The sequence below is a fragment of the Jeotgalicoccus saudimassiliensis genome (assembly GCF_000756715.1).
GTDB lineage: Bacteria > Bacillota > Bacilli > Staphylococcales > Salinicoccaceae > Jeotgalicoccus > Jeotgalicoccus saudimassiliensis.
In genome coordinates, this window is sequence record NZ_CCSE01000001.1 from 2,071,876 (window position 1) to 2,096,516 (window position 24,641).

Sequence of the window (24,641 nt, forward strand, 5' to 3'; positions counted from 1 at the left end):
ATTTAAGTAATGTTTGAATTATCGTATAATTCAAACATTACCTTTTGAGGGGGAATTATTATGATTGAACAGCCAATAGTTGCAACGGTCATGCTGTTTTCCTTACTGGCACTCGGAGAAGTAATCTCAATTTATACGAGAGCACGTATTCCGATGCTGATGACAGCGATGATCGGCTTCTTATTATTAACATGGACAGGGGTATTCCCTGAGAATATTTTAGAATTATCCACGCTGCCTGCACTGGGTGCAATACTGATCGGGCCGATTATTATACATATGGGAACACTGATGCCTCTAAGTATATTAAAGAAACAGTGGCGTGCAGTCGTAATTTCACTCAGTGGGTTGCTCGGGGCACTTCTGCTTGTATTATTAATAGTTCCTGCAGTATTTGATTTTGAAACTGCGGCGAGCGGTGTCGGACCTATTTCCGGCGGGGTTGTTGCGCTGCTGATTACGACTGAGAAATTAACTGAACTAGGGATGACAGGAATCATTGTGATACCTGTATTAATTGCAGCATTCCAGACACCAATCGGTATGCCGTTAATTTCGTTCTTCTTAAAACGCTATGCTTCTCATTTTGTCGGGACGACAGAGGCAACGGCAGAAGAAATAGATGCACAGAACGAGGAAGAAAAAACCGTAAGATTCAATTTATTGAAAAACAATATCATTTTACTGTTCGCATTATTTGTACTGGCGGCTGCCGCTACAGTGTTAAGCGAATGGACAGGTATTCACTATACGCTGTTCTGTCTGCTGTTTGGTATTTTAATGCTGAACGGAAGACTGTTTCCGCAAGGTGTGCTCGAGAAATCAAACTCATTCAGCTTTATGATGGTTGCACTGATCTTCGTAATCATCGGTACGATGGGCGGTATTACACCGCAGGATGTTATCAATAACATACCCGCAGTACTGCTTATCCTGCTGTGCGGTATAAGCGGGCTTGGTATCGGCGGATTAATCGCGTCGAAACTGGTCGGCTGGCATCCGTTCAAAGGAATGCCGATCGCATTTACTGCGCTGGTCGGCTTCCCGGGAGATTATATTATTTGTGAAGAAGTATCGCGCAGTACGACTGACAACCAGGTGGATGAAAAACGTGTCTTTAACGAAATAGTGATACCGATGCTGATCGGCGGATTCGTTACGGTAACGGTTGCTTCAATAGTTGTTGCATCATTTGTTATGGGAATGCTTTAAAAAAGGAGATAGTTATAATGAGTAAACTGATTGTAAAGAATATAAACTTAATCGACGGCAGCGGTGCTGACGTCGAGGGAAATGTAACGGTTGTAATCGAAGACGGCCGATTTACTAAAATCGGCAGTACAGCAGATATTGAAGACGGGGAAGTTATCGACGGGCAGGGCAAATATATGCTCCCGGGTATGATCGATACCCATGTTCATTTATCAACGGAGTTCAAACCGCTGGCAGACCGTGTGGCAACACCGTTTTCTTATCATTTCTATGAAGCGGTTCAATATGCGGAACGCACAATTAATGCAGGTGTGACGACTGTCCGTGATGCGCTCGGCAGTTCACTGGGCTTTAAGCAGGCAATTAATGACGGCATTATTAAAGGACCCCGGATGCAGGTTTCGATTAATGCACTGTCTATTACAGGCGGCCATGGTGACGGCTATAATTATTCGGGGATTGACCTTGGACTTGTGCGTCCGTATGAAGGTATGCCGGACGGTATTGCCGACGGTGTGGAGGAAGTACGAAAGAAAACGCGTGAATTGCTGAGAGCCGGGGCGGATGTCATTAAAGTAATGGCGACGGGCGGCGTGTCGAGTCCGACCGACCATCCTCAGTTTACGCAGTATTCAATGGATGAGTTAAAAGTAATCGTTGAAGAGGCACAGTTCAGAAACGGTGTGAAAGTGATGGCGCACGCACAGGGACTTGAAGGCATTAAAAACTGTGTGGAAGCGGGTATTCATTCGATTGAACATGGTATTTATCTGGATGATGAAGTGATTGAACAGATGATAGAAAAAGGAACTTACCTCGTTCCGACACTGCTTGCACCGGTTTCGGTTATTGAATTTGCCGACGAACTTGGAATTTCTGCAGTCGGTCTCAAGAAATCGCAGGAAGTCATGGAAGAACATAAAGCGAGCTTTAAAAAAGCGTATGACGCAGGCGTGAAAATTGCGATGGGTACGGATGCCGGCGTGTTTAAACACGGTACGAACTTAAGAGAACTTGAACTGATGGTGGAATCGGGAGCGACACCGATGGATGCCATCGTCATTTCCACGAAAAATGCAGCCGAATGCATGGAGATAGAAGACCTTGGTCTTGTTAAGGAAAATTATATTGCAGACTTTATTTTAACGGATAAAAATCCGCTGGAAGATATCGGGATTCTTAAAAATAATGATGAAATTAAAGTCGTTGCCAAAGACGGAAAGATATTAAAAAATCTTCTGTAAAAAATAAGCTGTCCTTCGGGACGGCTTTTTTCATGCGTTGAAAGATGTGTTAAAGTAATATAACATAGAAAAAGTACAAGCACTCAGAGGGGGATATGCATGAAAATCAGAAAAGCTTTAAAGAATACCCGGTTCGAAAAGATAAAGCTCTCATTTAACTCTCAATTTACAGTGCAGACGTTAATTAACGTTCTGACCATCATCGTAGGATCATTTCTCTTCGCTATCGGTGTAAACAGCTTTATGATTGCAGGAAACCTCGGTGAGGGCGGATTCATCGGTATATCCATCATTTTATTCTATGCATTCGGAATACCGACAGCGCTGTCCAATCTGATTATGAACTTTGTCATACTTATTGTCGGTTTTAAATTTTTAGGCAAACGGGCAATGATTTATACTATATTTACGATTCCAATGACGTCACTTGCATTATGGATAACGGAATCGTGGCAGATACAGACGGATGAAATTTTAATTAATACAGTGTTCGGAGGCCTGTTTATCGGAATGGGTATCGGATTGATTATCCGAATCGGTTCAACGACAGCAGGAACGACGCTGCTTGCCAAAATGGCGAATAAATTTCTGGATGTCAACGTATCATATGCACTGCTGTTCTTTGACCTGATTGTTATAACAATTGGACTGACTGTAATGTCGCTGGAGCAGGTGCTTCTGACAGTAATCGCATTATACATCGCTACAAAAGTAATGGACTTCATTATAGAAGGTATGAATCCGAAAAAGGCAGTGACGATTATTTCAAAAGATCCGGACCTGCTTGCCAACCTGATCAATACGAAAATACACCGGGGTGTAACGATATTGGACGGGCACGGGTACTATTCAAAAGAAGAAAAAGATATTCTGTTTGTAGTCATAAACAAATCACAGCTTAATCGTCTGAAACGACTTATTAAAGCGAATGACGATCAGGCGTTTGTCGTAGTACACGATGTAAACAGTGTACTCGGGAACTACTTGATTTAATCAGTTTAAAAAGGGGCTGGGACAAAAGTCTAGTCTCTAAATCAAAAAGCGCACTTGCTTTCCAGGGGCGTCGCGTGAGCCTGTAGTCTCACGCAGACGCTACTCCCCTAGGAGTCAAGTGCGCTTTTTTATATGGAAATATACGATATATCTACAAAAAAATAAGACCCTCATATACAATGTAGTTACCACAACACACAAAGGAAAGAGGAATCTTATGTATAAAAATTATAACATGAACCAAATCACACTGCCACTCGAAACAGAAATCCTGATCCCAGATAGCGATATATCAAAAGCGGTGCATACGCTGGTCGAAAGCATGCCGGAAGATGTGTTTGATGGCTTTAGACCCTCCCAGGGCGCGTCGTCCTATCATCCCAAAATGATGCTGAAAATCTTACTCTGTGCCTACAGCCAGTCTGCATTTTCCGGTCGTAAAATCGAAGCATTACTGCAGGACAGTATCCGAATGATGTGGCTGGCCCAAAATCAAACCCCATCGTATCGAACGATTAACCGATTCCGCGCGCATCCGAAGATGGCTGCGCTGCTTCAATCTGCATTCATCCAGTTTAGAACTCAGCTGGAATCCAATGGCTTAATTGAGTCGGATGCGATTTTTATAGACGGTACAAAAATTGAAGCGAATGCCAATAAGTATACGTTTGTCTTTAGAAAGAATATCGACCGGCACGAAGCTGCGTTGCTGGAAAAATCCAAAGCAAAATATGAAGCCCTGGTTGAATCAGAAGTGATTCCGGAAATGATTCGGGAATCGGAGGGGCCATTAACGGCATCAGAATTGGCGCATATCCATACGCAACTGATAGAAAGCGAAACCGGTTTAACTGAACAGATTAACGGTACGGAAGATATGCCGACCCGTAAAGCCATTCGGTCGGAACGCTCAGAGATTCGCAAATCCAAGAAAGCGATGAAGGATTACTTGGACCGACGGCTCAACTACCAGAGACAACGCTCACTGATGGGCGATCGCAACAGTTATTCCAAAACCGATACGGATGCGACATTCATGAGAATGAAAGATGATCACATGCAGAACGGTCAGTTGAAATCCGGATATAACTTACAGATTGCGACCAACAATCAGTTTGTACTGGGATACGATATTTATTGGAATCCCACCGATACCCGCACGCTCGATCCATTTCTTCATACGATGCAGCACACGTTCCAACACCTGCCGGAATATATTGTCGCCGATGGAGGGTATGGCAGTGAATTCAATTATGAGTGCGTGGCCGACAAATATGAACGTGAGGCATTGATTCCCTACAATACGTACTATAAAGAACAAAAGAAACGGTATAAAACAGATGCGATACATCCGAATCATTGGGAATATAACGAAATCGATGATTACTATGTCTGTCCGAACAATCACCGACTACCTTTGAAACGTCATACCACTCGAACGGACACATATGGTTATCAGCGAGTATTTAAAATATATGAATGCGAGGACTGTCGGGATTGTCCGTTGATGGCGTTGTGTAAAACATCTGCACCGGACCAGCCGAAACGGATTCAAAAAAATATGAACCTGGAGTATTTCAAAGCCCAGGTGACGCAGACGCTTTCAAGCCCAGAAGGTCGACGTCGATATGCCCAACGCAAAATCGATGTCGAAACGACTTTTGGGAATTTGAAGGCGAATTTAGGGTTCACTCGGATGTCTGTACGAGGGAAAGATCCGGTGCGTAACGAGCTGGGCATCGCTTTAATGGCGGTGAACCTGAGAAAACTCGTCCGGCAACCTGTACTTTCTATACTCAAACAATCACAAAACGGCTTGGACATCTTAAAATCAAGATGTCCAAGCCGTTTCTCTTATTGATTCAGGGCTTTTGTCCCAGCCCCTTTTTATCGTTTTACAGCATTCAGCAGCATTGCTTCGCCCTGGAATGTTTCAACTTTGCCGTCAAATTCCTTTATGCGGAATTTCTGTTTTATATCCTCTTCTGTGTGAATCATAATATGATTCAGGTTCTCTGTCTCTTCGTGTGTCAGCTGCATGCGGGCGCACCAGTCTTCAAAATCAAATGTCTTTTCAAAACGGTGCATATCAAAAATTTCAAAGTCTGCCATTTCCAGCATCCGGAACCATTCTGTTTTCTTCCATGCGCGGAAATGGCTGTAGTCTCTCAGCTTTTCAATTTTATTATAAAAATGATCGAATTCGTCTTTTTCAGGTACTGTATTATCATTTAGCAGAAAACGCCCTCCCGGTTTTAATACCCGGGAAACTTCGCTTATAAATGATTTAATATCAGGGAAATGATGAGGGGCAATACGGCATGTGACGATATCGAATGTGTCATTGTCAAAAGGCATTTTCTCTGCATCTCCTTCAATGAAATCCACATTGGTATGCCCGCTGCCGGTTATGAATTTTTCAGCGGCATCCAGCATTTCCGGAGTCAGGTCGAAAGCTGTCACATGATGTACAAGCAGTGCCAGTGCGTTTGCGGTGTGACCGCCGCCTGTTGCGACATCTAATGCAACGTCTTTTTTATCGGCGTTCGCCATTTCAATTAATGTATGTAAATCTCCGCCGAGCCGGTGTATTTTACTGCTGACGTATGAACCTGCACTTTTGCTGAACTGCTTTTTAACATCCTGTTTATTATCCATTGTTTTCATCCTTTATACTTTTTTAAAATGGGCTGTGTATGCTGAAGTATATAAAGTAGACAGTAATCCATACACAGCACCAGATGATAATTTTTAAACGTCCTGATAACGTTGTAAATACATAGCTTGACAGTACGAATGCCACTGTAGATACAGCGATAAATCTGAGCAGTCTTGCAGGAACTGTAAACAGCAGAAACAGAACAATTCCTGTGTATTCAGGTGCGGCTGCAGCAAACAGTTTATAGGGTACGCCGAACAGGGGACCGGTAATCAATGCTGTCAATATACTGTCGGTCATAGCGCGGTGAACATGTTCAATCATGTAATCGTGAACCGCAGGAATACCGGTCATAAAAGCTTCTGCCCGCCCGGCATCGAGACTGCTCCAGATGAACACATATACACCGCCGGCCGCTGCGCCGGTAACACAGATGAGGTTCGCGTAAAGAACATATTTAAATTTTTTTGTCCGGAGTGCGTGCAGCGACAAAATAACATCCGGGATGATAAAAAACCATACAGCTTCACTGAATCCCCATATAAAAACCAGCATCATCATTACCATTCGTTAAAGTGTCCTTCCCGCTGCAGTGTATCCATACGTTCGTTCAGTTCCGTCATAAAATCATGACGGTTATCCGTATAGTAAAACGTCTCTCCGACAAATATATCGATAAAAAACGGTACAAACACAAATGAACCTTTCGGCAGCGCTTTACCGAGACCGTGAATAAACAGCGGCACAATCGGAATACCCGGTTGTTCACGCATCAGATAATATATTCCGCTTTTGTATTTACTCAGCTGTTCCGCTTCGCCGCGTGATCCTTCCGGAAACAGAATAATAATTCCATCATCATCGAGCGCTGACAGTACCGGCTCAAACATTCCCCTGAAATCGCGTGTCATCTTTCGTTCAATCGGAATGATGTTCATTACTTTCGTCGAGAAGAAAGCGAGGAATTTATTTTTCATAAAGTAATCACCCGCAGCCACCGGACGGACTTTTGAAAAGCTTCTTCCTCTAAACAGAGACATCAGCACGAGTGTATCGAGGTGGCTGTTATGATTCGCAATAATGACGCACGGACCTTTATCCGGCAGCTTATTCCTGCCGCGTATATTAAGTCCGAGGATAAACAGAATAACCGGTCTTACCAAAATAGCAAACAGCAGATTTTTCATAGTCATCACCTAAAAGTAGAAGTATCTCGTAAAGTGGAAAAACAGCGGTGCTGTATATGTCAGTGAATCGACACGGTCTAAAATTCCGCCGTGCCCCGGAATAATTGCCGAGGTATCTTTAATATTCAAATCCCGTTTCAGTGCAGAAATATTAACATCACCGATAAATCCGGTCAGTCCGATATACAGCCCGGCAATAATGCTTGCAACAAGGGAAAACGGTGTAATCAGCGGAGCAAGTATAACAGCGAGAACTGTCGTCGTCAGCACACCGCCGATAAATCCGGCCCATGTTTTATTAGGAGACACTTTTGGAATGATTTTCTTCTTGCCAAGCATTTTCCCCCATATAAACTGTGCAACATCATTCGCCTGTGTCAGGACGACGAGAAACAGTACCAGTCCTGCTCCGGCAATGCTGTTTTCGCGTCCCGGCAGCACGAGCAGAAATGCAAGATGGGACAGCCCGAATACCATCAGCATGACTCCCCATTGAACTGTCGCAATAGATCGGAGGAAGTTTTTTGTCTCCCCGACGATAATTGCCTGTATCGGAATAAGCAGGAACATATATACAGGTATGAATACGATAAACATGCCGTACCAGCCGAGATATATTAACAGAAACTGAATGGGAATCGTCAGATATGCCCAGAACAGAACGAGCCGGTGTGCGCGGTTAAACGGTATAAGTGAAAAATATTCTTTCAGCGCAAGGAAGCAGAGCAGAGCCATAAAAATCAGTGAAATGGTCGAATGAATAACGAGGGCAAACGTAAAGATTATAAACATCACCCACCAGGAGCGGATACGCATTTCAACTTCTTTCAGGCCGTCCGAATTATTTTTCTGTTTCATAAGTTTAGTAATAATTGTCGAGATGACGAGTACTGCTACGATACCAATCAGTACGTAAAGTACTTCATCTGTCAGTAAATTTATATTCATCAGTTTTCCTCCAGTCCGCCAAGTACGCGTTTATAAATATTAACTGCGATTAACAGTGAAGCGGCAATAAAGACGATGTGCAGGTAGGGTTCAAGCGGGACGCTGAACAGAATAAGTACTGAAACAGCGCCGATCAGAAAGGCGCGGTCACTCTTACCCATCGGACCGTCGTACCGCCGTTTGCCTGAAGTGACTTCCGCAAGAACACCTGACATTTCGCTGATGATGGAAAGCGCGATAAATATAATAACAGCCGCCTGGAACGTTTGAGTCAAAAGTATAAAAGGTATGAACAATACAGTATCGCTGATAACATCGGTGAGTTCATTTAAAAACTTGCCGAGCCTGCTTTCCAGATTGAATTTCTTTGCAAGTACACCGTCGATGGCATTCATTGCCATCCGGACAAACATAAAGACAGGAAGTACCGCATATATCCAGCCGGACTCAAAATTGAAATAAAAAAGCATACCTATAATTATGGATAATAGGCATGCTGATACAGTCACCTGGTTAGGGGTGACATTATGTTTATAAAGATAGTCGACGAACGGCATAAGCATCTGCTGGAATTTTGGTTTTAATTCATAAATGCTGATCATTTAAAATCACTCCAATATTCTTTAGCCGGAAGCTAGTATTTAATTTCCCGATCGAGCAGATACAAAATGATACTTTCGGTTTCTGCGAGAAGTTTAAACCCTTTATACTGCAGCCACGTCTTTGCAAACGATGTACGGTAATGCGTGTGGGATAATATGTATATTTTACTGACATCTGCTGTTTCATTTAAGTAAGTGTCGAGCAGTTTTGAACCGATGCCATGTGTAGGATAACCGGCATGCATGACGATTTCTGCAATATACTGGTTCATATTACCGTCACCGTTTGAACGGATAATACCGACCAGCCTGTTTTCGTCACGGACTGTAATACAGTAATCCGAGCCGAGGATACTCTGATAGAGTTCATCGTAATCTGTGTAGAGTTCTTCATCTCCGGATGTGTAAAGTTCGACAACGTCGTCGCGGGACATGTTTTTCTCATTTGAAATAATAACCATGGTTCACCCCGTGTTTAATGTAAGTACTTTATTATAACAAGAATTTTCTGACATTGAAAGAAACTGTACTGTTGTTTATAATCATAACTGTATACGGTTTCAAATAACAGTGATATGAAAGTAAAATACTTGGGAAACAGGGTGGAATTAATGGAACTTCAATTACAATTGTATTTTTATCATCGGGAAATAGATAAAACACCTGCGGAAATTTTCAGAACGGTTGACAGCGACGAGGCACTGTTAAAAGGTATTGAAAAATTAACTGATATTGAATATCTCAACGGTGCATTAAATTCACGTGAAGCGGGTACAAAAGGTATATTACGATATGGTGATTCGCCTGTCGAAACTGAGATTACCAGTTATACAAAGAACAGAAGAATTGAGCTTAAAAAAGAAATAACTGCCGGGACGCTCGTGACAATGTTTAATGTCGTTCCGGTTGAAGACCGTTCGGAAGTGACAATATCGACGAAGCTGTTTACGGATTCTGCAGCGACATTTGCAGTCTATGCACTGAAGATTCCAAGAATTAAAAAACAGTTTAACCAGAATATGGAGCGACTCGAAAACAGTTAACGGAGTTATGCATTGAACGGAAGGGAGCATGACCATGGAAGTAAAACAGTATGCGGAAGATGCACTGACAATTAATCTCGGCAGCGAAGTTGATGAGCGGATCAACAGACAGCTGGTTCAGCTGAAAAATGCTGTCACCGGGCTCGGGCAGGAAGGCATCACAGATATCGTTTTATCCTATACGAGTCTAATTATTTATTTTGATGTGCTGAAAGCCGACGTAAAAAAAATAACGAAAGCAGTTCAGAAGCTCAATATGGATGAGCTGGAAGACCGGGAATATACATATAAAACCGTTAAAATACCTGTATGCTACGGCGGGGATTTCGGACCGGATCTCGGACTTTTTAAAGAGAACGGCCTGACTCCGGATGAAGTCATCCGGATGCACAGCAATACAGAGTACCTTGTCTATATGCTTGGATTTATGCCGGGATTCCCGTTCCTTGGGGGACTCAGCGAGAAGCTGCATAAAGCCAGACTTGATTCACCGCGTACAAATATCCCGGCAGGCTCGGTCGGCATCGGCGGGCGTCAGACAGGTATGTATCCGTTTGATTCCCCGGGCGGCTGGAATCTGCTCGGCAGAACACCGATACCGCTTTATGACAGTGAACGGGAGAATGCGATTCTCTACGAAGCCGGAGACAGAATTATCTATATACCGATAGATGAAAAGGAGTACTGCCGTATAAAAAATGCGTATGCAGACGGTGAGTACACGGTGGAAGTCGAAACAAGAGGTGAAGAGCATGGCGCTTAAAATTATTAATCCGGGACTTTTTACGACTGTACAGGATTTAGGCAGGTACGGTTATGAATCATACGGTTTCACACCTGCGGGGGTCATGGACTATGAAAGCTTTTATCTCGCGAATGCACTGCTCGGCAACAGTAATGATACCGCTGTGCTCGAGATGACTCTTTACGGGGTAACTTTTGAAGTGCTGCACAGTACAAGCATGGCAACAGCAGGCGCATTGATGGAACTGACAATTAACGGTGAACCTTATAATACAGGAACCGCGCTCGATCTTGTTAAAGGGGACATCGTGAAGTTTGGCGGAGTAAAATCAGGCGCCCGTACATATGCAGCTTTCAGCGGCGGACTGGATCTGCCGAAGGAGCTCGGCAGCTATTCCACACATACGCGAAGCAAAATGGGCGGCTTTAAAGGCCGGGTGCTTGAAGCAGGGGACGTTTTACCGGTTAAAGGTAAAATTGTTGAGCACAATTTTAGAAGCATTCGGAAAGAAAAAGCTGAAGGTACTGAAATCCGGTTTATTCCGGGACAGCAGTATGACCGTTTCACAAAAGACAGCAGACTCGCTTTTGCAGACAGTGAATATACAGTAACAAAAGACAGTGACCGGATGGGGGCCAGACTTGAAGGTACGGTACTGGAGTCATCCGACGCTGACGATATATTAAGTGAACCGACGCAGTTTGGCAGTATTCAGGTACCGAAAAACGGTCAGCCGATTATTCTGCTGGCAGATCGCCAGACAGCGGGCGGCTATAAAAAAATCGGTACAGTTGCCAAAGTGGACCTGCCTAAAATTGCCCAGAAAAAGCCGGGTGAAAAAATTACATTTACAGAAATCAGTGTGGAAGAAGCATCCGGTTTATACAAAGACAGCCTGAAAGCACTGACTGACGGGACTTACATTGAAACTTCAGTGAAATTTAATAATGCGAGAAGACGGGATGCTTTAAGCATTGCGCAATTAATGGAGGGCTAACGCAATGAATTATAAGGAAATTAAAAAACTGGTTAAATTACTGAAAGAAGAGGACCTTGCTGTACTGAGTGTTTCGGACAATGACACGTACATTCATATCGAACAGAAAAACAGCGGTACTGTAACGGAGCAGTCTTCGCCTGCTTTTGAGCCGGCAGGAACTGAAGCGGCGTCTTCGGGGCTTGTTGAGATTACAGCGGGACAAATTGGTACATTTTATAATCAGAAAGATGAAAACAGTGATGAAACATTTGTTTCAGAAGGCAGTAAAATATCCAAAGGAGACCAGGTTGGATTTATCGAAGCGATGAAAGTGTTCAACGACGTGAAAAGCGATGTATCCGGAACAGTTGAAGAAATTGCTGTCAGTAACGGGGACGCTGTTGAATTCGGTGACGTACTGATTCGCGTGCGTCCGGAGGAGGCGTAGCAGATGAAGAAAGTTTTGATTGCGAACCGCGGAGAAATTGCCGTAAGAATTATCCGGACGCTGAAGGAAATGAATATTGCGAGTGTTGCCGTATACTCGAGCGGTGATAAGGACAGCCTGCATGTTGCCCTGGCTGACGAAGCATATTGTATCGGCGGACCGAAAAGCAGCGACAGCTACTTAAATATCGACAACATTCTGCAGGCGGCACTGATGAGTAAAGCGGATGCGGTTCATCCCGGCTACGGTTTCTTATCTGAAACACCTGAATTTGCCGAACGGACTGAAGCACTCGGTTTGATTTTCATCGGGCCGTCAGCTGAAACGATGGCGAAAATGGGAAATAAATCGATGGCCCGTCAGACGATGGAAAAAGCGGGTGTACCTGTCATTCCGGGCAGTGATGGTATTGTCGAATCAAAAGATGAAGTGAAAAAGCTCGCTGCAGAGATCAGCTACCCGATAGTGATTAAAGCTGTTTCTGGCGGCGGGGGTAAAGGAATGCGCTTTGCCCACAGCGATGAAGATGTAAATAAGCTGTACGATGAAGCGAAAAAAGAAGCGAAGACTTCTTTCAACGACGACCGGCTGTATATAGAGAAGTACATTCCAAAAGCACGACATATTGAAATACAGGTGATTGGTGATGGTAAAGGCGGAGCGGTTCATTTATTTGAACGCGACTGCACGATTCAGAGAAATAACCAGAAGCTGCTGGAAGAAGCACCGGCTGTTATTTTAAGTGACAAAGAGCGCAGCGACATTACAGAAACGACACGACAGGCTGTTGCGAAACTGAATTACCGCGGAGCCGGCACGATTGAATACTTATATGTCTCAGCAGAAAAACGTTTTTACTTTATCGAAATGAACACCCGTGTGCAGGTGGAACATACGGTTTCGGAAGAAGTAACAGGGATGGATATTATCAAAGCACAGATAAACGTGGCATTTAACAGTGAAATCGGATTTACACAAAACGAAGTAAAACTTACAGGTCATGCGATTGAAGCGAGACTGAATGCGGAAGATCCGGAAAACCGCTTTATGCCGTCACCGGGTAAAATTGAAAAGCTGCATTTCGGTCAGGGCAGAAATGTCCGCATAGATACTCATATTTACAACGGTTATTCGATTCCGCCGTACTATGATTCAATGATAGCGAAAGTAATCGTAAAAGCTGAAAATCGTGAAGATGCACTGTATAAACTGAAGCTCGTTCTTGGTGAAACAGTCATTGAACCGATAAAAACCAATTTGGATTTCCAGTATTATCTGCTCGGTCATCCGAAAGTTTCAGAGAATGATTACGATATTAAGTTTATCCATACCGAGAATATTATTGAGTAAAGGATGATTTCTTTGAGTAAATTAACAATCGATTTAAATGCAGATCTGGGAGAGAGTTTCGGAAATTATAAAGTCGGCAGTGATGCGGAAATTATTCCACTCATTTCATCTGCAAATGTCGCGTGCGGATTTCATGCCGGTGATCCCGCAGTGATGATTGAAACCGTAAAACGCATTAAGGCTTCAGGAACGACAGGTCTTGGTGCACATCCCGGTTTTCCGGATTTAATGGGATTCGGACGCCGTTATATGGAATTATCAGATGATGAAGTGTACAGCATTATGCTGTATCAGCTGTCTGCACTGGACGGCATTGCGCGTACGAACGGATTGAAACTCAATCATGTGAAGCCGCACGGTGCACTGTACAATGCAACATTTAAAAACGAAAATCTGGCACGTGTTATTGCGAAGTCTGTTAAAGACTTTAATCCTGAACTTAAGCTGATGGGGCTTGCGAACAATAACCTTGTTAAAGCAGGAAAAGAAATCGGCCTCGCAGTGGTCAATGAAGTATTCGCTGACAGGGGATACGAAGATGACGGTACACTTGTGTCCCGAAGTAAAGAAGGTGCGATGATTACTGACAGTACACTGGCAACAGAACGAGTAGTACGTATGATCACAGAGGGTAAAGTGGAAAGTATTAACGGAAATGATGTAGATATTCAGGCTGACAGTATATGCGTTCACGGCGATGGTGAAAAGGCATTGGAGTTTGTAAGGGAAATCAGAAACCAGCTGGAAGCGAAAGGGATTTCTATCGAAACGTTATAATTAAGGGGTGCAATTATGGATAATAAACCGAGAATGACAGCCGCACAGCGCAGACTGCTGTTCGGTGCAGTGTTCCTGATGGCGACATCGTCTATCGGGCCTGCATTCTTAACACAGACAACAGTTTTTACACAGCAGTTTATGGCGAGCTTTGCCTTTGCAATTGTAGCATCCATAGTCATTGATATTGGTGCGCAGCTGAACATCTGGCGCGTCCTGTCAGTGAGCGGGAAACGCGGTCAGGATGTAGCAAACGAAGTATTTCCGGGACTCGGCTCATTCGTAGCTGTCCTGATTATTATCGGGGGCTTCGCATTTAATATAGGTAACGTGGCCGGTGCGGGCCTCGGTTTCAATGCGATTTTCGGCTGGGATGTACGCATAGGAGCCGCAATTACGGGTGTTATCGCAATTATTATATTTTTAATTAAAAATGGCCGCGCAGTTATGGATATTGTCACACAGGTACTCGGTGTGCTGATGATTGGTATCGTTACATATGTAATGATTATTTCAGAGCCTCCGGTCGGTGAAGCAGCGAAACGTGCTGTTCTTCCGGAAGAGCCGCTGACGATGCTTCTGCCGATTATTACTTTGGTCGGCGGTACGGTTGGAGGATATATTACGTTCGCCGGTGCCCACCGACTGATTGAAGCGGGTATGACAGGTGAGAAGAACCTCCGTTTTGTAAGTCACTCAGCCAACTGGGGTATTTTAACTACCGGTGTCATGAGGGTGCTGCTGTTTATGGCAGTACTTGGTGTTCTGACACAGGGCGCCGTTTTATCAGAAGAAAATCCGCCGGCTTCAGTATTTGAATTCGCACTCGGCGATATCGGAATGAAAATTTTCGGTGTAGTGCTTCTTGCTGCCGCGTTATCTTCAGTAATCGGTGCAGCATTTACAAGTGCGAGCTTTATGCGTTCATTTAACAAAGTATTTGACCGCTATAACAATATTGTTATCGTTGTATTTATCGCAACATCGACATTAATCTTCTTATTCGTCGGGCGTCCGGTAACACTGTTAATACTGGCAGGTTCGTTCAACGGACTGATTCTGCCGATCACACTTGGTGCGATACTTCTCGCATCACGCAAAAAGAGCATCGTTGGAAATTACCACCATCCGACATGGATGATTGTATTTGGTGTTATTGCTGTAATCGTTACGTTAATCGCAGGATTTATGTCGCTTCAGGGTCTTGCAGACTTATGGAATGGATAGGTGATTAAATGAACACTGAAAGCATCAGAATGGCAATCAGAAACGGTGAGCATTCAGGACCGACTTCAGGTATTTCCGGGGATAAAGTACAGGCAAACCTGGCAATACTGCCAAAAGAATATGCATTTGATTTCCTGTTATTTGCGATGCGCAATAATAAGCCAGTACCGATTATTGAAGTGCTGGAAGCAGGGGGATTTGTCAGCAGGTATGCAAAAAACTCGGACATCCGTACGGATGTCCCGCTTTACAATATTTATAAAGACGGTGAACTTTTGGAAACGGTCAGTGACATTACAAATTACTGGCGCGACGACTTTGTAACATTTTTAATCGGCTGCAGTTTTACGTTTGAACAGGCAATACTTGATGCCGGCATTAATATTAAACATATTGACGAAGGCCGCAATGTCGCAATGTACAAAACGAATATTAAAACTGAACCGGCCGGCATCTTTTCAGGTGACACGGTTGTATCGATGCGTCCTTTTAAAAAGGAACTTGTCGATAAGGTTACAGAAATTACAAATGAGTTTCCGAACATGCACGGCGGACCTGTGCATGCAGGTGATCCGGCTGCAATCGGCATAGAAGACATCGATGCTCCGGACTACGGCGATGCAATTGAAATTGCACCGGATGAAGTTCCGGTATTTTGGGCATGCGGAGTCACACCTCAAAATGTGGTACTGAATGCGAAACCTGAAATTTTAATCAGCCATGCGCCGGGACATATGTTTATTACAGATATTAATAATGAGGAATATAAAAACTGAGAAACCGGGCTTTTGCCCGGTTTTTTGTGCTTTTTAGAGTAAATATGCCTTAAAAACGTACAATAAAGTAAATAATTTAAGTATTGACATTTAATATACGTACATTATAATTAATATCGTAAGTAATGTTCGTTAAAATAGGAGTGCATATAACATGACAGTAGGTATTATTATGGGCAGTTCTTCGGACTGGAGTACTATGAAACACAGTGCTGAGATGCTGGATTATTTCGGAATCAGCTATGAAACAAAAGTGGTCAGCGCGCATCGTACACCGGAGATGATGGTGGAATACGCTAAAAGTGCAACGTCGAAAGGCATTAATATTATTATTGCCGGTGCCGGGGGAGCAGCACACCTTCCGGGAATGGTTGCTTCATTGACACACGCACCAGTAATCGGGGTACCGATTGAATCCAAATCTTTAAAAGGGATGGACTCACTGCTGTCGATAGTTCAGATGCCGGGTGGAATTCCGGTGGCGACACAGGCTGTCGGGGTACCGGGAGCCAAAAATGCAGGACTGCTTGCAGCGAGAATGCTGGCTATATCCGATACAGACGTTTTTGAAAAGCTCGGAGAATATACAGAAAGTCTCGAAAAGAAAGTTGAGGATATGCAAAATGACCTTAAGTAAACGATTATATCCGCCGGCTGTTATTGGTATTATCGGCGGCGGACAGCTTGGTAAAATGCTTGCACAGAGTGCTCAGCGAATGGGATACAAAGTTGCGGTGCTGGATCCGTCAGAGGACGCGCCTGCACGCTCTGTCTGCCACACTTTTATACATGCCGACTTCAGCGATGAAGATGCACTGATCAGACTGAGTGATATGTCGGATGTGGTCACTTACGAATTTGAAAATATCGATGCTCATATTTTAAGGAATCTTGTTTCTGATTATTACGTGCCGCAGGGTGCTGAAACAGTTTTAACACTGCAAAACCGCACGGCTGAAAAAAATGCAGTTAAAGCATCAGGTGCCAGGGTGGTACCGTTTGAAAATATTTCATCGACAGACGATATAAAAGCTTTTGCAGATAAACATTCGTATCCGTTAATTGTGAAGACGACTACCGGAGGATACGACGGGAAAGGCCAGTATTATCTCGAGACTGCAGAAGATTTAGCTGATGAAAACATTCCTTTTTCAGATACGGAGTTTATCGTTGAGAAATATATCGGACTGGACAGAGAAGTCTCATTGACCGCAGCGCGCAGCGCGGGCGGGGAAATAGTATATTTCCCGCTGCAGGAAAACCTTCACCGGGATCAGGTTTTATACCGCACGATTGCACCGGCGAGAGTGGATTATTTTGAAGAGGCAAAAGCAGAAGCAGAGAAGATTATGAATGCGATGCTGTTCGTCGGCGTGTTTACAATCGAATTCTTCATCGATAAAAATGGAGAACTCTACGTTAATGAAATCGCTCCAAGACCGCATAACTCAGCGCATTACACTATTGAAGCATGTAATATCAGCCAGTTTGATGCACATATTTTAAGCGTAACGAACCAGCCGCTGCCGGAAGTTTATCAGCACAAAGATGCAATTATGATGAACCTGCTCGGCGAAGATCTGGACCGTCTGGACCTTGAATTGTTTGATTATTCGGAATGGAACGTTCATTTATACGGAAAATCAGACCGCAAACCGGCGAGAAAGATGGGGCATGTCACAATACTGACTGATGATATTGACGCGGAAATTGTAAAACTTAAAAAGAATTTTGAAAAAGAAACACAGTAATTACCGATACTAATTTGACGCACTGTTTGAAACGCATACTAAATTTACAATAATCTGGAGGAAATTTAAGATGAAATTCAATGAACCGACAAATCAGGAAATCAGAGAACAAAAGCTGTACGCGGAAATGGGTTTAACAGATTCAGAGTTCGATAAAATTAACGAAATTTTAGGCAGAGAGCCTAACTATACTGAGACTGGTATTTTTTCTGCAATGTGGAGTGAACATTGTTCCTACAAGCACTCAAAACCGTTCCTGAAACAATTCCCGACTGAAGGAAAACATGTGTTAATGGGACCGGGTGAAGGTGCCGGAGTTGTTGATATCGGCGATAACCAGGGGATTGTATTTAAAGTCGAATCTCATAACCACCCGTCGGCGGTAGATCCGTACCAGGGTGCTGCAACCGGTATCGGAGGCATTGTCCGCGACATCGTTTCAATCGGTGCACGTCCTATCGGTTTATTAAATTCACTGCGTTTCGGGGAACTTGATGACAAACAGAATAAATGGCTGCTTCAGGGTGTTGTGGACGGTATGTCTGATTACGGCAACACGATGGAATTACCGGCAATATCGGGCGAGGTTGAATTCGATGCTTCTTATCATGAAAATCCGCTGGTTAATGCAATGGGTGTTGGTCTGATTACACATGACAAGATTCAAAAAGGAACAGCAAAAGGTATCGGCAACAAAGTGGTATACGTTGGACTTCCTACTGGCAGAGACGGTATTAACGGTGCAAGCTTTGCTTCAGGTGAGCTCAGCGATGACAACCGTCCGGAAATTCAAAAAGGGCATCCTGAAGCAGGGAAACTGCTGATGGAAGCTACACTGAAAGCAATCGACATGAAAGAACTTGTCGGAATTCAGGATATGGGTGCAGCGGGACTAACTTCTTCAAGTGCGGAGATGGCGGACAAAGGTGGTTCTGGAATGAAGCTTTACCTGGACCGAGTGCCTGTGACTCACAGCGACATGTCACCGTATGAAATGATGCTGTCTGAAACGCAGGAGCGTATGCTGCTTGTCGTTGAAAACGGCTCTGAAGATAAATTTATGAATATGTTTAAAGAAATGAAACTCGATACTGCGGTTATCGGTGAAGTGACTGAAGGTGACCGCCTGAAACTTTACTATGAAGATGAACTCTTTGCAGATCTTCCTGTTGCACCGTTATCCGATGATGCACCGGTTTATGTACTGGAAGGTACTGAACCAAAACAGGATGAGGCACGTACAGACTACAGCAATGAAGATCTTGAAACGGTATTTGACAACTTAATTTCTCATCCGACAATCGGTGATAAGTCGTTTATCTATAATGAATTCAACAGTACAGTGGGCGGCAATACGATTCAGGATTCAGGGTTCGGTGCAGGTATTGTTCAAATCGAAGGTACTGACAAAGCAGTCAGCATGGTACTTGACGGCAAGAGCCGCTACGTATTTGCGGATCCGTACAACGGCGGTAAAGAAGTGGTTGCACAGACATTCAGAAGTGTTATAGCTACAGGTGCAGTGCCGCTCGGCATGACGGACTGCCTGAACTACGGTTCTCCTGAAAAGCCTGAGATTTACAACCAGCTGGATAAGTCGACTAAAGGTATGGCAGAAGCGTGTCTGGCGTTATCGACACCTGTCGTTTCAGGTAACGTCAGTCTGTACAACGAACACAGTGCGGGTGGAATTCTGCCGACTCCAATTATTGGAATGATTGGTTTAATTGATAATATAAATGAGCTTAAGCACGAAGGTGTCAACGAAGGTGATGCGCTGTACCTCGTTGGTGAATTAACACCGTCATTTGCGGGAAGTCAGCTTGAGAAACAGCTTGAAAACACAATTCGTCAGACAGAACGTTCAATCGACCTTGAACTTGAATATAAACGCGGTATGATGCTGCGAGACAAACTCGTTAACGGTGAAATCAATAAGATTGCCCCGCTTGGACGCGGCGGACTGATTGCCAAACTTGCACAGCTTGCAAGCTTCAACAACATTGGACTGGAAGCAGCTGTCGATGTGCGTAAAGATCTGTTATTTGCTGAAGGAGCTTCTAACTACATCGTTACTGCACCTGCCGGCCTTGAAATAGAAGGCGCAGTGGAGATTGGTAAACTGACAGGCGATAAATTTATCGTTAAAGCACAGGATTTCGAAATTAACCGTGAATTATCAGATGTCAAAAGCGCATGGGAGGGGGCAATCCCGTCATGTATGAACTCAGAGGACTAAATGAAGAATGCGGTCTCTTTGGTATTTGGGGACACCCTGAAGCCAGTGAACTAACGTATATGGCACTGCACAGTCTCCAGCACCGCGGTCAGGAAGGAGCAGGAATCGTCGCTACAGGCGGCGATTACCTGTTCGGTGCACGCGGCATGGGTCTGCTTACGGAAGCATTGTCACAGTCGCAGCTTGAATCATTAAGACCATTTTCGAAATCTATCGGTCACGTGCGTTATGCAACGAGTGATTCCAGTGCATTATCTAACGTGCAGCCGTTTTTATTTAAAAGTCATATCGGCGATCTCGGTCTTGCGCATAACGGAAATATCGTGAACGCACTGCAGATCAGACGTGCGCTGGAAGATGACGGTGCAATTTTCCAGACGACATCGGACTCGGAAGTATTTGCGCATCTGTTAAGGAGAGCCAAAGGGCCGTCCAGAAAAGCACGTATTAAAACGACGCTGCAGCAGTTAAAAGGTGCTTTTGCTTTCGTTATTCTGCACGAGGATGCAATGACTGTTGCACTGGACGATCACGGTGTCCGCCCGTTGATGCTCGGCATGCTGGATGGTGCATACTGCGTTGCAAGTGAAACATGTGCATTTACTGCAATCGGTGCAGAGTACATCCGGGACCTTGAACCGGGGGAATTAATTACAATCAGTGATGACGGTATTGATTTTGACCGTTATACGGCTTTTGAAAATCCGAGCATGTGCTCGATGGAATATATCTATTTTGCCCGTGCCGATTCTGAATTCCGCGGCACATCAACGTATACGATCCGTAAAGCGCTCGGTGAAGAACTGGCGAAAGAAATGGATATTAAAGCTGATATCGTTATCGGTGTACCGGATTCCAGTCTTGCCGCAGCAAAAGGTTTCAGTGATGAATCAGGTATTCCCGGCGAGCAGGGACTGTTGAAAAACCGCTATGTCGGCCGGACATTTATCGCTTCGGGACAGGAAGCACGGGAACGTGCAGTCAGAATGAAGCTGTCACCGGTAAGGGATATTGTTGAAGGTAAAAGTATTATCGTTATCGATGATTCAATCGTCCGGGGGACGACGAGTAAATTTATTGTTAAAGCATTGAAAGAAGCAGGAGCGAGAGAAGTCCACATGGGTGTGTCATCTCCACCGCTCAAAAATCCGTGCTATTACGGTATCGATGTGTCGACGCATGCGGAAATTATCGCATCGTCAAAATCCAATGAGGAAGTACGTGAAGAAATCGGTGCCGACTCCCTGACTTATCTGTCGGTTGAAAGAATGCACCAGGTGTATGAAAGATTTGGCTCGCGCGGACAGTGCGATGCATGTTTCACAGGGAATTATCCGATTGAAAATACTGACGGCCTGCTGCCGCAGGAAAAAGATGCGAAAACGAAAGGAGTATAACGATGTCTGAACAATATAAAAAAGCCGGTGTTGATATAAATGCCGGATATGAAGCGGTCGAACAGATGAAAGGGCATGTGAAAAGAACGATGCGTCCGGAAGTTATCGGCGGTCTTGGAGGGTTCGGTGCAGCGTTTGATCTGTCGCAGTTAAATATGACTGCACCTGTACTCGTATCCGGTACAGACGGTGTAGGCACGAAGCTGAAGCTGGCAATTGACTACGACCGTCACGATACCATCGGTATTGATGCGGTTGCGATGTGCGTCAACGATATTATTACAACCGGTGCAGAACCGTTATATTTCCTCGATTATATCGCTGTAAACAAAGTGGTTCCGGAGCATATTGGAGAAATCGTTAAAGGCGTATCGGAAGGCTGCGTACAGTCTGAATGTGCACTGATCGGCGGAGAGACTGCCGAAATGGGCGAAATGTACGGTGAAGGCGAATATGATATTGCCGGATTTGCTGTCGGAGCTGTCGAAAAAGATCAGTATATCGACGGAACAGATGTTAAAGCCGGAGATAAAATTATCGGACTTGCTTCAAGTGGTATTCATTCCAACGGCTACAGCCTGGTGAGGAAAATTATTGCGGATAACAATATCGATGTTACTGCGGAACTCGACGGGGATAAGCTTTTGGACCTGCTGCTTGAACCGACGCGAATTTACGCACAGGAAGTTAAAGCATTAAAAGATAAAGTCACTGTTAAAGCGATGAGCCATATTACAGGCGGCGGATTTATCGAAAATATTCCAAGAGCACTCCCGGAAGAATTTGGTGTGCAGCTCGATGTTTCAAATGTTGAAGTGCCTAAGGTGCTTTCGTGGCTCCTTGAAACCAGCGGCATGAAGCACGAAGAAGCCTACAACGTATTTAATATGGGGATCGGCTTTATTATCGTTGTGCCAAAAGAAGAAGCGGCTAAAGCGCTCGATATTTTGAAAGACTTTGATTTTGCGAGCAGTGTTATCGGTGAAGTAACAGCTGAACAGGGAATTGAAATCAATGGTCAGTAATGTTGCAGTATTTGCGTCCGGTGGCGGTTCCAACTTTGAAAACCTGGCGTTAAAAAGTGCAGCTGCCGGCATTGAAATTCAGGTACTGATTGCCGACTCACCGGATGCATTTGCCGTGAAACGGGCGGAGAAATTAAATATTCCTTCGGTTATCGTTGACCGCAGTGCATATGCCGGTAAACATGAATTTGAAAAAGGCATTAGAGAGGCGCTCTCTGAGTTCGATATTGAGTATATTGTACTCGCAGGATTTATGAGAATTTTATCGGCTGAATTTATAAATGATTTTAAAGACAGAATCATCAATCTGCATCCGTCGCTGCTGCCGTCATTTAAAGGCAGAAACGGAATCGAAGATGCATTTAATTACGGTGTGAAAGTGACCGGCGTCACAGTACATTACGTGGATGCCGGCATTGACACAGGTAAGATTATTGCACAGGCTGCAGTGATAATAGAAGATGATGACACACTGGAATCACTGGAGCAGAAAATACATCAGACAGAGTACGAATTATATCCTGAAGCTCTGAAGAAAGTACTGGATAGGAGAGTTTAACTATGAAAGCATTGCTGAGCGTATCAAACAAAACAGGCATTGAGAAATTTGCATCCGGCCTTATTGAACAGGGCTATGAGCTCTATTCAACGGGCGGCACGTTTAAAGCTCTGGAAGACGCTGGTATTGCTGTAAAGCAGGTCAGCGACTTAACGGATTTTAATGAAATTATGGACGGCCGTGTTAAAACACTGCATCCTGCAGTTCACGGCGGAATTTTGGCCGACCGGGATAATCCGGAACATATGGAAGATCTTCGTAAAAATAATATAGAAACGATTGACCTTGTTGCGGTGAACTTATATCCGTTTAAAGAAACGGTTAAAAAAGCGGATGTGACTGAAAGTGATGCGGTTGAAAACATCGATATCGGCGGTCCGACGATGCTTCGCGCAGCAGCGAAAAACTACAGTCATGTAACGACGGTCGTCGATCCTTTAGATTACGAAGAGGTGCTTGAACGTCTAAAAAATAATGCGCTTGATAAGGACTTCCGCAAAAAGCTGATGATTAAAGTATTCCGTCATACGAACGACTACGATCAGGCTATTGTGAACTTCTTTGCACAGAGCGAGAAAACACTCCGTTACGGTGAGAACCCGCATCAGAGTGCGAAATACGTTAAAACTTCAGATGATAAAAATACGATTCTTAATGCCGATGTACTGCACGGCAAGGAACTGAGCTATAACAATTTACGGGATGCTGACAGTGCATTCCAGCTCGCAAAGAAATTTGATCTGCCGGCCGCAGTTGCGGTGAAACACATGAACCCTTGCGGTGTCGGTACAGGAGACACAATCGAAGAGGCATTCCAAAATGCATTTGACGCGGATAATCAGTCGATTTTCGGCGGTATTGTTGCACTGAATAAGACAGTAAACGAAGCGGCTGCGGAAAAATTAAGCAAAGTATTTTTAGAAGTCATTATTGCGCCGCATTTCTCTGAGGAAGCTTTAAATATTTTAACAGCGAAGAAAAATATCCGTCTGCTGCAGGTCGACTTCACTGAAGATGCTGTACAGGATGAGTTTGTCAGCGTATCCGGCGGATATCTGGTTCAGTCACGCGATACAGGGAAACTCGATAAGGATTCTCTGGAATACGTTACGGAGAAAAAACCTGATGAAGAGCAGCTGAAAGCACTCGCACTTGCATGGGAAGTATCCAAACATGTTAAATCCAATGCGATTGTACTGGCGAACAGCAGACAGACAGTGGGAATCGGCGCCGGTCAGATGAACCGTGTCGGCGCACTGAAAATCGCAGCGGAACGCGCAATTGAACTCGGGGAAAATATTGTACTGGCAAGTGATGGATTCTTCCCGATGCCGGACACTGTGGAAAACGCATATAAATACGGCATTAAAGCGATTATTCAGCCGGGTGGTTCGAAACGGGATAATGAGTCAATTGATTTTTGTAACGAGAACGGTATTGCAATGGTATTTACAGGAATGCGTCATTTCAAACATTAATA

The 24,641-nt window shown here is 44.2% G+C and carries 24 protein-coding genes and 1 pseudogene; 19 read left to right on the plus strand and 6 right to left on the minus strand.

Features of this window, described 5'->3' with window-relative positions; genetic code table 11:
• The first annotated feature begins 60 nt into the window (after nucleotides 1-60).
• From RZ44_RS10335 to RZ44_RS10350, 4 genes and pseudogenes are all read left to right on the plus strand, one after another.
• Nucleotides 61-1,212: a hypothetical protein gene (locus RZ44_RS10335; protein ID WP_035811120.1), complete on the plus strand. Its 1,152-nt coding sequence runs from the start codon at nucleotides 61-63 to the stop codon at nucleotides 1,210-1,212.
• Between the two features lie 17 nt (nucleotides 1,213-1,229).
• Nucleotides 1,230-2,456 (plus strand): metal-dependent hydrolase family protein, encoded by a 1,227-nt coding sequence (locus RZ44_RS10340; RefSeq protein ID WP_035811123.1) that lies wholly within the window; start codon nucleotides 1,230-1,232, stop codon nucleotides 2,454-2,456.
• Between the two features lie 99 nt (nucleotides 2,457-2,555).
• Entirely contained in the window at nucleotides 2,556-3,449 is an 894-nt protein-coding gene (locus tag RZ44_RS10345) for a YitT family protein (RefSeq protein WP_081962396.1), read from the plus strand.
• Between the two features lie 217 nt (nucleotides 3,450-3,666).
• Nucleotides 3,667-5,217, plus strand: a pseudogene (locus RZ44_RS10350) (IS1182 family transposase); the annotation flags it as partial.
• Nucleotides 5,218-5,336: 119 nt separating this feature from the next.
• Here the strand turns inward: RZ44_RS10350 and RZ44_RS10355 are convergent.
• Genes RZ44_RS10355 through RZ44_RS11090 form a run of 6 tightly spaced genes read right to left on the minus strand, consistent with a single transcriptional unit; the run spans nucleotide 5,337 to nucleotide 9,306 of the window.
• Nucleotides 5,337-6,107 carry a class I SAM-dependent methyltransferase gene (locus RZ44_RS10355; RefSeq protein WP_035811126.1) on the minus strand — a complete coding sequence of 257 codons (771 nt, stop codon included), beginning with the start codon at nucleotides 6,105-6,107 and terminating at the stop codon, nucleotides 5,337-5,339.
• A gap of 22 nt (nucleotides 6,108-6,129) precedes the next feature.
• Nucleotides 6,130-6,666 carry a hypothetical protein gene (locus tag RZ44_RS10360; RefSeq protein ID WP_141639018.1) on the minus strand — a complete coding sequence of 179 codons (537 nt, stop codon included), beginning with the start codon at nucleotides 6,664-6,666 and terminating at the stop codon, nucleotides 6,130-6,132.
• Between the two features lie 2 nt (nucleotides 6,667-6,668).
• Nucleotides 6,669-7,295 (minus strand): lysophospholipid acyltransferase family protein, encoded by a 627-nt coding sequence (locus tag RZ44_RS10365; protein ID WP_035811129.1) that lies wholly within the window; start codon nucleotides 7,293-7,295, stop codon nucleotides 6,669-6,671.
• Between the two features lie 9 nt (nucleotides 7,296-7,304).
• Nucleotides 7,305-8,243 carry a phosphatidate cytidylyltransferase gene (locus RZ44_RS10370; protein WP_035811132.1) on the minus strand — a complete coding sequence of 313 codons (939 nt, stop codon included), beginning with the start codon at nucleotides 8,241-8,243 and terminating at the stop codon, nucleotides 7,305-7,307.
• On the minus strand, nucleotides 8,243-8,845 hold the full coding sequence (locus RZ44_RS10375; protein ID WP_035811139.1) for a CDP-alcohol phosphatidyltransferase family protein: 603 nt from the start codon (nucleotides 8,843-8,845) through the stop codon (nucleotides 8,243-8,245). Before RZ44_RS10375 ends, RZ44_RS10370 begins: the two co-directional genes overlap by 1 nt.
• A gap of 32 nt (nucleotides 8,846-8,877) precedes the next feature.
• Nucleotides 8,878-9,306 carry a GNAT family N-acetyltransferase gene (locus RZ44_RS11090; protein ID WP_052108978.1) on the minus strand — a complete coding sequence of 143 codons (429 nt, stop codon included), beginning with the start codon at nucleotides 9,304-9,306 and terminating at the stop codon, nucleotides 8,878-8,880.
• A gap of 150 nt (nucleotides 9,307-9,456) precedes the next feature.
• Between RZ44_RS11090 and RZ44_RS10385 the strand changes: the two genes are divergently transcribed.
• The 15 genes from RZ44_RS10385 (at nucleotide 9,457) to purH (ending at nucleotide 24,639) form a co-directional block, all read left to right on the plus strand.
• Entirely contained in the window at nucleotides 9,457-9,888 is a 432-nt protein-coding gene (locus RZ44_RS10385) for a hypothetical protein (RefSeq protein WP_035811142.1), read from the plus strand.
• A gap of 34 nt (nucleotides 9,889-9,922) precedes the next feature.
• Nucleotides 9,923-10,651 carry a 5-oxoprolinase subunit PxpB gene (gene pxpB, locus RZ44_RS10390; protein ID WP_052108980.1) on the plus strand — a complete coding sequence of 243 codons (729 nt, stop codon included), beginning with the start codon at nucleotides 9,923-9,925 and terminating at the stop codon, nucleotides 10,649-10,651.
• Nucleotides 10,641-11,630 (plus strand): 5-oxoprolinase subunit C family protein, encoded by a 990-nt coding sequence (locus RZ44_RS10395; protein WP_035811148.1) that lies wholly within the window; start codon nucleotides 10,641-10,643, stop codon nucleotides 11,628-11,630. The genes pxpB and RZ44_RS10395 overlap by 11 nt, the downstream gene beginning before the upstream one ends.
• 4 nt (nucleotides 11,631-11,634) lie before the next feature.
• Entirely contained in the window at nucleotides 11,635-12,060 is a 426-nt protein-coding gene (locus RZ44_RS10400; protein ID WP_035811151.1) for an acetyl-CoA carboxylase biotin carboxyl carrier protein, read from the plus strand.
• 3 nt (nucleotides 12,061-12,063) lie between these two features.
• Nucleotides 12,064-13,410, plus strand: coding sequence for an acetyl-CoA carboxylase biotin carboxylase subunit (locus RZ44_RS10405; protein WP_035811155.1), 1,347 nt, complete (start codon nucleotides 12,064-12,066; stop codon nucleotides 13,408-13,410).
• Between the two features lie 12 nt (nucleotides 13,411-13,422).
• Nucleotides 13,423-14,187 (plus strand): LamB/YcsF family protein, encoded by a 765-nt coding sequence (locus tag RZ44_RS10410; protein ID WP_231856263.1) that lies wholly within the window; start codon nucleotides 13,423-13,425, stop codon nucleotides 14,185-14,187.
• A gap of 15 nt (nucleotides 14,188-14,202) precedes the next feature.
• Nucleotides 14,203-15,414 carry an NRAMP family divalent metal transporter gene (locus RZ44_RS10415; protein WP_035811161.1) on the plus strand — a complete coding sequence of 404 codons (1,212 nt, stop codon included), beginning with the start codon at nucleotides 14,203-14,205 and terminating at the stop codon, nucleotides 15,412-15,414.
• A gap of 8 nt (nucleotides 15,415-15,422) precedes the next feature.
• On the plus strand, nucleotides 15,423-16,190 hold the full coding sequence (locus RZ44_RS10420) for a putative hydro-lyase (protein WP_035811163.1): 768 nt from the start codon (nucleotides 15,423-15,425) through the stop codon (nucleotides 16,188-16,190).
• A gap of 154 nt (nucleotides 16,191-16,344) precedes the next feature.
• Complete coding sequence (gene purE / locus RZ44_RS10425; RefSeq protein WP_035811165.1) at nucleotides 16,345-16,827, plus strand: 5-(carboxyamino)imidazole ribonucleotide mutase; 483 nt, start codon at nucleotides 16,345-16,347, stop codon at nucleotides 16,825-16,827.
• Complete coding sequence (gene purK / locus RZ44_RS10430; protein ID WP_035811167.1) at nucleotides 16,814-17,941, plus strand: 5-(carboxyamino)imidazole ribonucleotide synthase; 1,128 nt, start codon at nucleotides 16,814-16,816, stop codon at nucleotides 17,939-17,941. The genes purE and purK overlap by 14 nt, the downstream gene beginning before the upstream one ends.
• Nucleotides 17,942-18,011: 70 nt before the next feature.
• Nucleotides 18,012-20,180, plus strand: a complete 2,169-nt coding sequence (gene purL, locus RZ44_RS10435; RefSeq protein WP_035811169.1) for a phosphoribosylformylglycinamidine synthase subunit PurL — start codon at nucleotides 18,012-18,014, stop codon at nucleotides 20,178-20,180.
• Entirely contained in the window at nucleotides 20,159-21,577 is a 1,419-nt protein-coding gene (purF, locus tag RZ44_RS10440; RefSeq protein WP_035811171.1) for an amidophosphoribosyltransferase, read from the plus strand. Before purL ends, purF begins: the two co-directional genes overlap by 22 nt.
• A gap of 2 nt (nucleotides 21,578-21,579) precedes the next feature.
• Nucleotides 21,580-22,602: a phosphoribosylformylglycinamidine cyclo-ligase gene (gene purM / locus RZ44_RS10445; protein ID WP_035811174.1), complete on the plus strand. Its 1,023-nt coding sequence runs from the start codon at nucleotides 21,580-21,582 to the stop codon at nucleotides 22,600-22,602.
• Nucleotides 22,592-23,161, plus strand: coding sequence for a phosphoribosylglycinamide formyltransferase (purN, locus tag RZ44_RS10450; protein WP_035811176.1), 570 nt, complete (start codon nucleotides 22,592-22,594; stop codon nucleotides 23,159-23,161). Before purM ends, purN begins: the two co-directional genes overlap by 11 nt.
• 2 nt (nucleotides 23,162-23,163) lie before the next feature.
• A complete protein-coding gene (gene purH / locus RZ44_RS10455) occupies nucleotides 23,164-24,639 on the plus strand; it encodes a bifunctional phosphoribosylaminoimidazolecarboxamide formyltransferase/IMP cyclohydrolase (RefSeq protein ID WP_035811179.1) in 1,476 nt (491 codons plus the stop codon).
• The last annotated feature ends 2 nt before the right edge of the window (nucleotides 24,640-24,641 follow it).

Coding starts and splice junctions, on each gene's coding strand:
- RZ44_RS10335 (WP_035811120.1), top strand. CDS start 61: ATGATTGAACAGCCAATAGTTGCAACGGTCATGCTGTTTTCCTTACTG.
- RZ44_RS10340 (WP_035811123.1), top strand. CDS start 1,230: ATGAGTAAACTGATTGTAAAGAATATAAACTTAATCGACGGCAGCGGT.
- RZ44_RS10345 (WP_081962396.1), top strand. CDS start 2,556: ATGAAAATCAGAAAAGCTTTAAAGAATACCCGGTTCGAAAAGATAAAG.
- RZ44_RS10355 (WP_035811126.1), bottom strand. CDS start 6,107: ATGGATAATAAACAGGATGTTAAAAAGCAGTTCAGCAAAAGTGCAGGT.
- RZ44_RS10360 (WP_141639018.1), bottom strand. CDS start 6,666: ATGATGCTGGTTTTTATATGGGGATTCAGTGAAGCTGTATGGTTTTTT.
- RZ44_RS10365 (WP_035811129.1), bottom strand. CDS start 7,295: ATGAAAAATCTGCTGTTTGCTATTTTGGTAAGACCGGTTATTCTGTTT.
- RZ44_RS10370 (WP_035811132.1), bottom strand. CDS start 8,243: ATGAATATAAATTTACTGACAGATGAAGTACTTTACGTACTGATTGGT.
- RZ44_RS10375 (WP_035811139.1), bottom strand. CDS start 8,845: ATGATCAGCATTTATGAATTAAAACCAAAATTCCAGCAGATGCTTATG.
- RZ44_RS11090 (WP_052108978.1), bottom strand. CDS start 9,306: ATGGTTATTATTTCAAATGAGAAAAACATGTCCCGCGACGACGTTGTC.
- RZ44_RS10385 (WP_035811142.1), top strand. CDS start 9,457: ATGGAACTTCAATTACAATTGTATTTTTATCATCGGGAAATAGATAAA.
- pxpB (WP_052108980.1), top strand. CDS start 9,923: ATGGAAGTAAAACAGTATGCGGAAGATGCACTGACAATTAATCTCGGC.
- RZ44_RS10395 (WP_035811148.1), top strand. CDS start 10,641: ATGGCGCTTAAAATTATTAATCCGGGACTTTTTACGACTGTACAGGAT.
- RZ44_RS10400 (WP_035811151.1), top strand. CDS start 11,635: ATGAATTATAAGGAAATTAAAAAACTGGTTAAATTACTGAAAGAAGAG.
- RZ44_RS10405 (WP_035811155.1), top strand. CDS start 12,064: ATGAAGAAAGTTTTGATTGCGAACCGCGGAGAAATTGCCGTAAGAATT.
- RZ44_RS10415 (WP_035811161.1), top strand. CDS start 14,203: ATGGATAATAAACCGAGAATGACAGCCGCACAGCGCAGACTGCTGTTC.
- RZ44_RS10420 (WP_035811163.1), top strand. CDS start 15,423: ATGAACACTGAAAGCATCAGAATGGCAATCAGAAACGGTGAGCATTCA.
- purE (WP_035811165.1), top strand. CDS start 16,345: ATGACAGTAGGTATTATTATGGGCAGTTCTTCGGACTGGAGTACTATG.
- purK (WP_035811167.1), top strand. CDS start 16,814: ATGACCTTAAGTAAACGATTATATCCGCCGGCTGTTATTGGTATTATC.
- purL (WP_035811169.1), top strand. CDS start 18,012: ATGAAATTCAATGAACCGACAAATCAGGAAATCAGAGAACAAAAGCTG.
- purF (WP_035811171.1), top strand. CDS start 20,159: ATGTATGAACTCAGAGGACTAAATGAAGAATGCGGTCTCTTTGGTATT.
- purM (WP_035811174.1), top strand. CDS start 21,580: ATGTCTGAACAATATAAAAAAGCCGGTGTTGATATAAATGCCGGATAT.
- purN (WP_035811176.1), top strand. CDS start 22,592: ATGGTCAGTAATGTTGCAGTATTTGCGTCCGGTGGCGGTTCCAACTTT.
- purH (WP_035811179.1), top strand. CDS start 23,164: ATGAAAGCATTGCTGAGCGTATCAAACAAAACAGGCATTGAGAAATTT.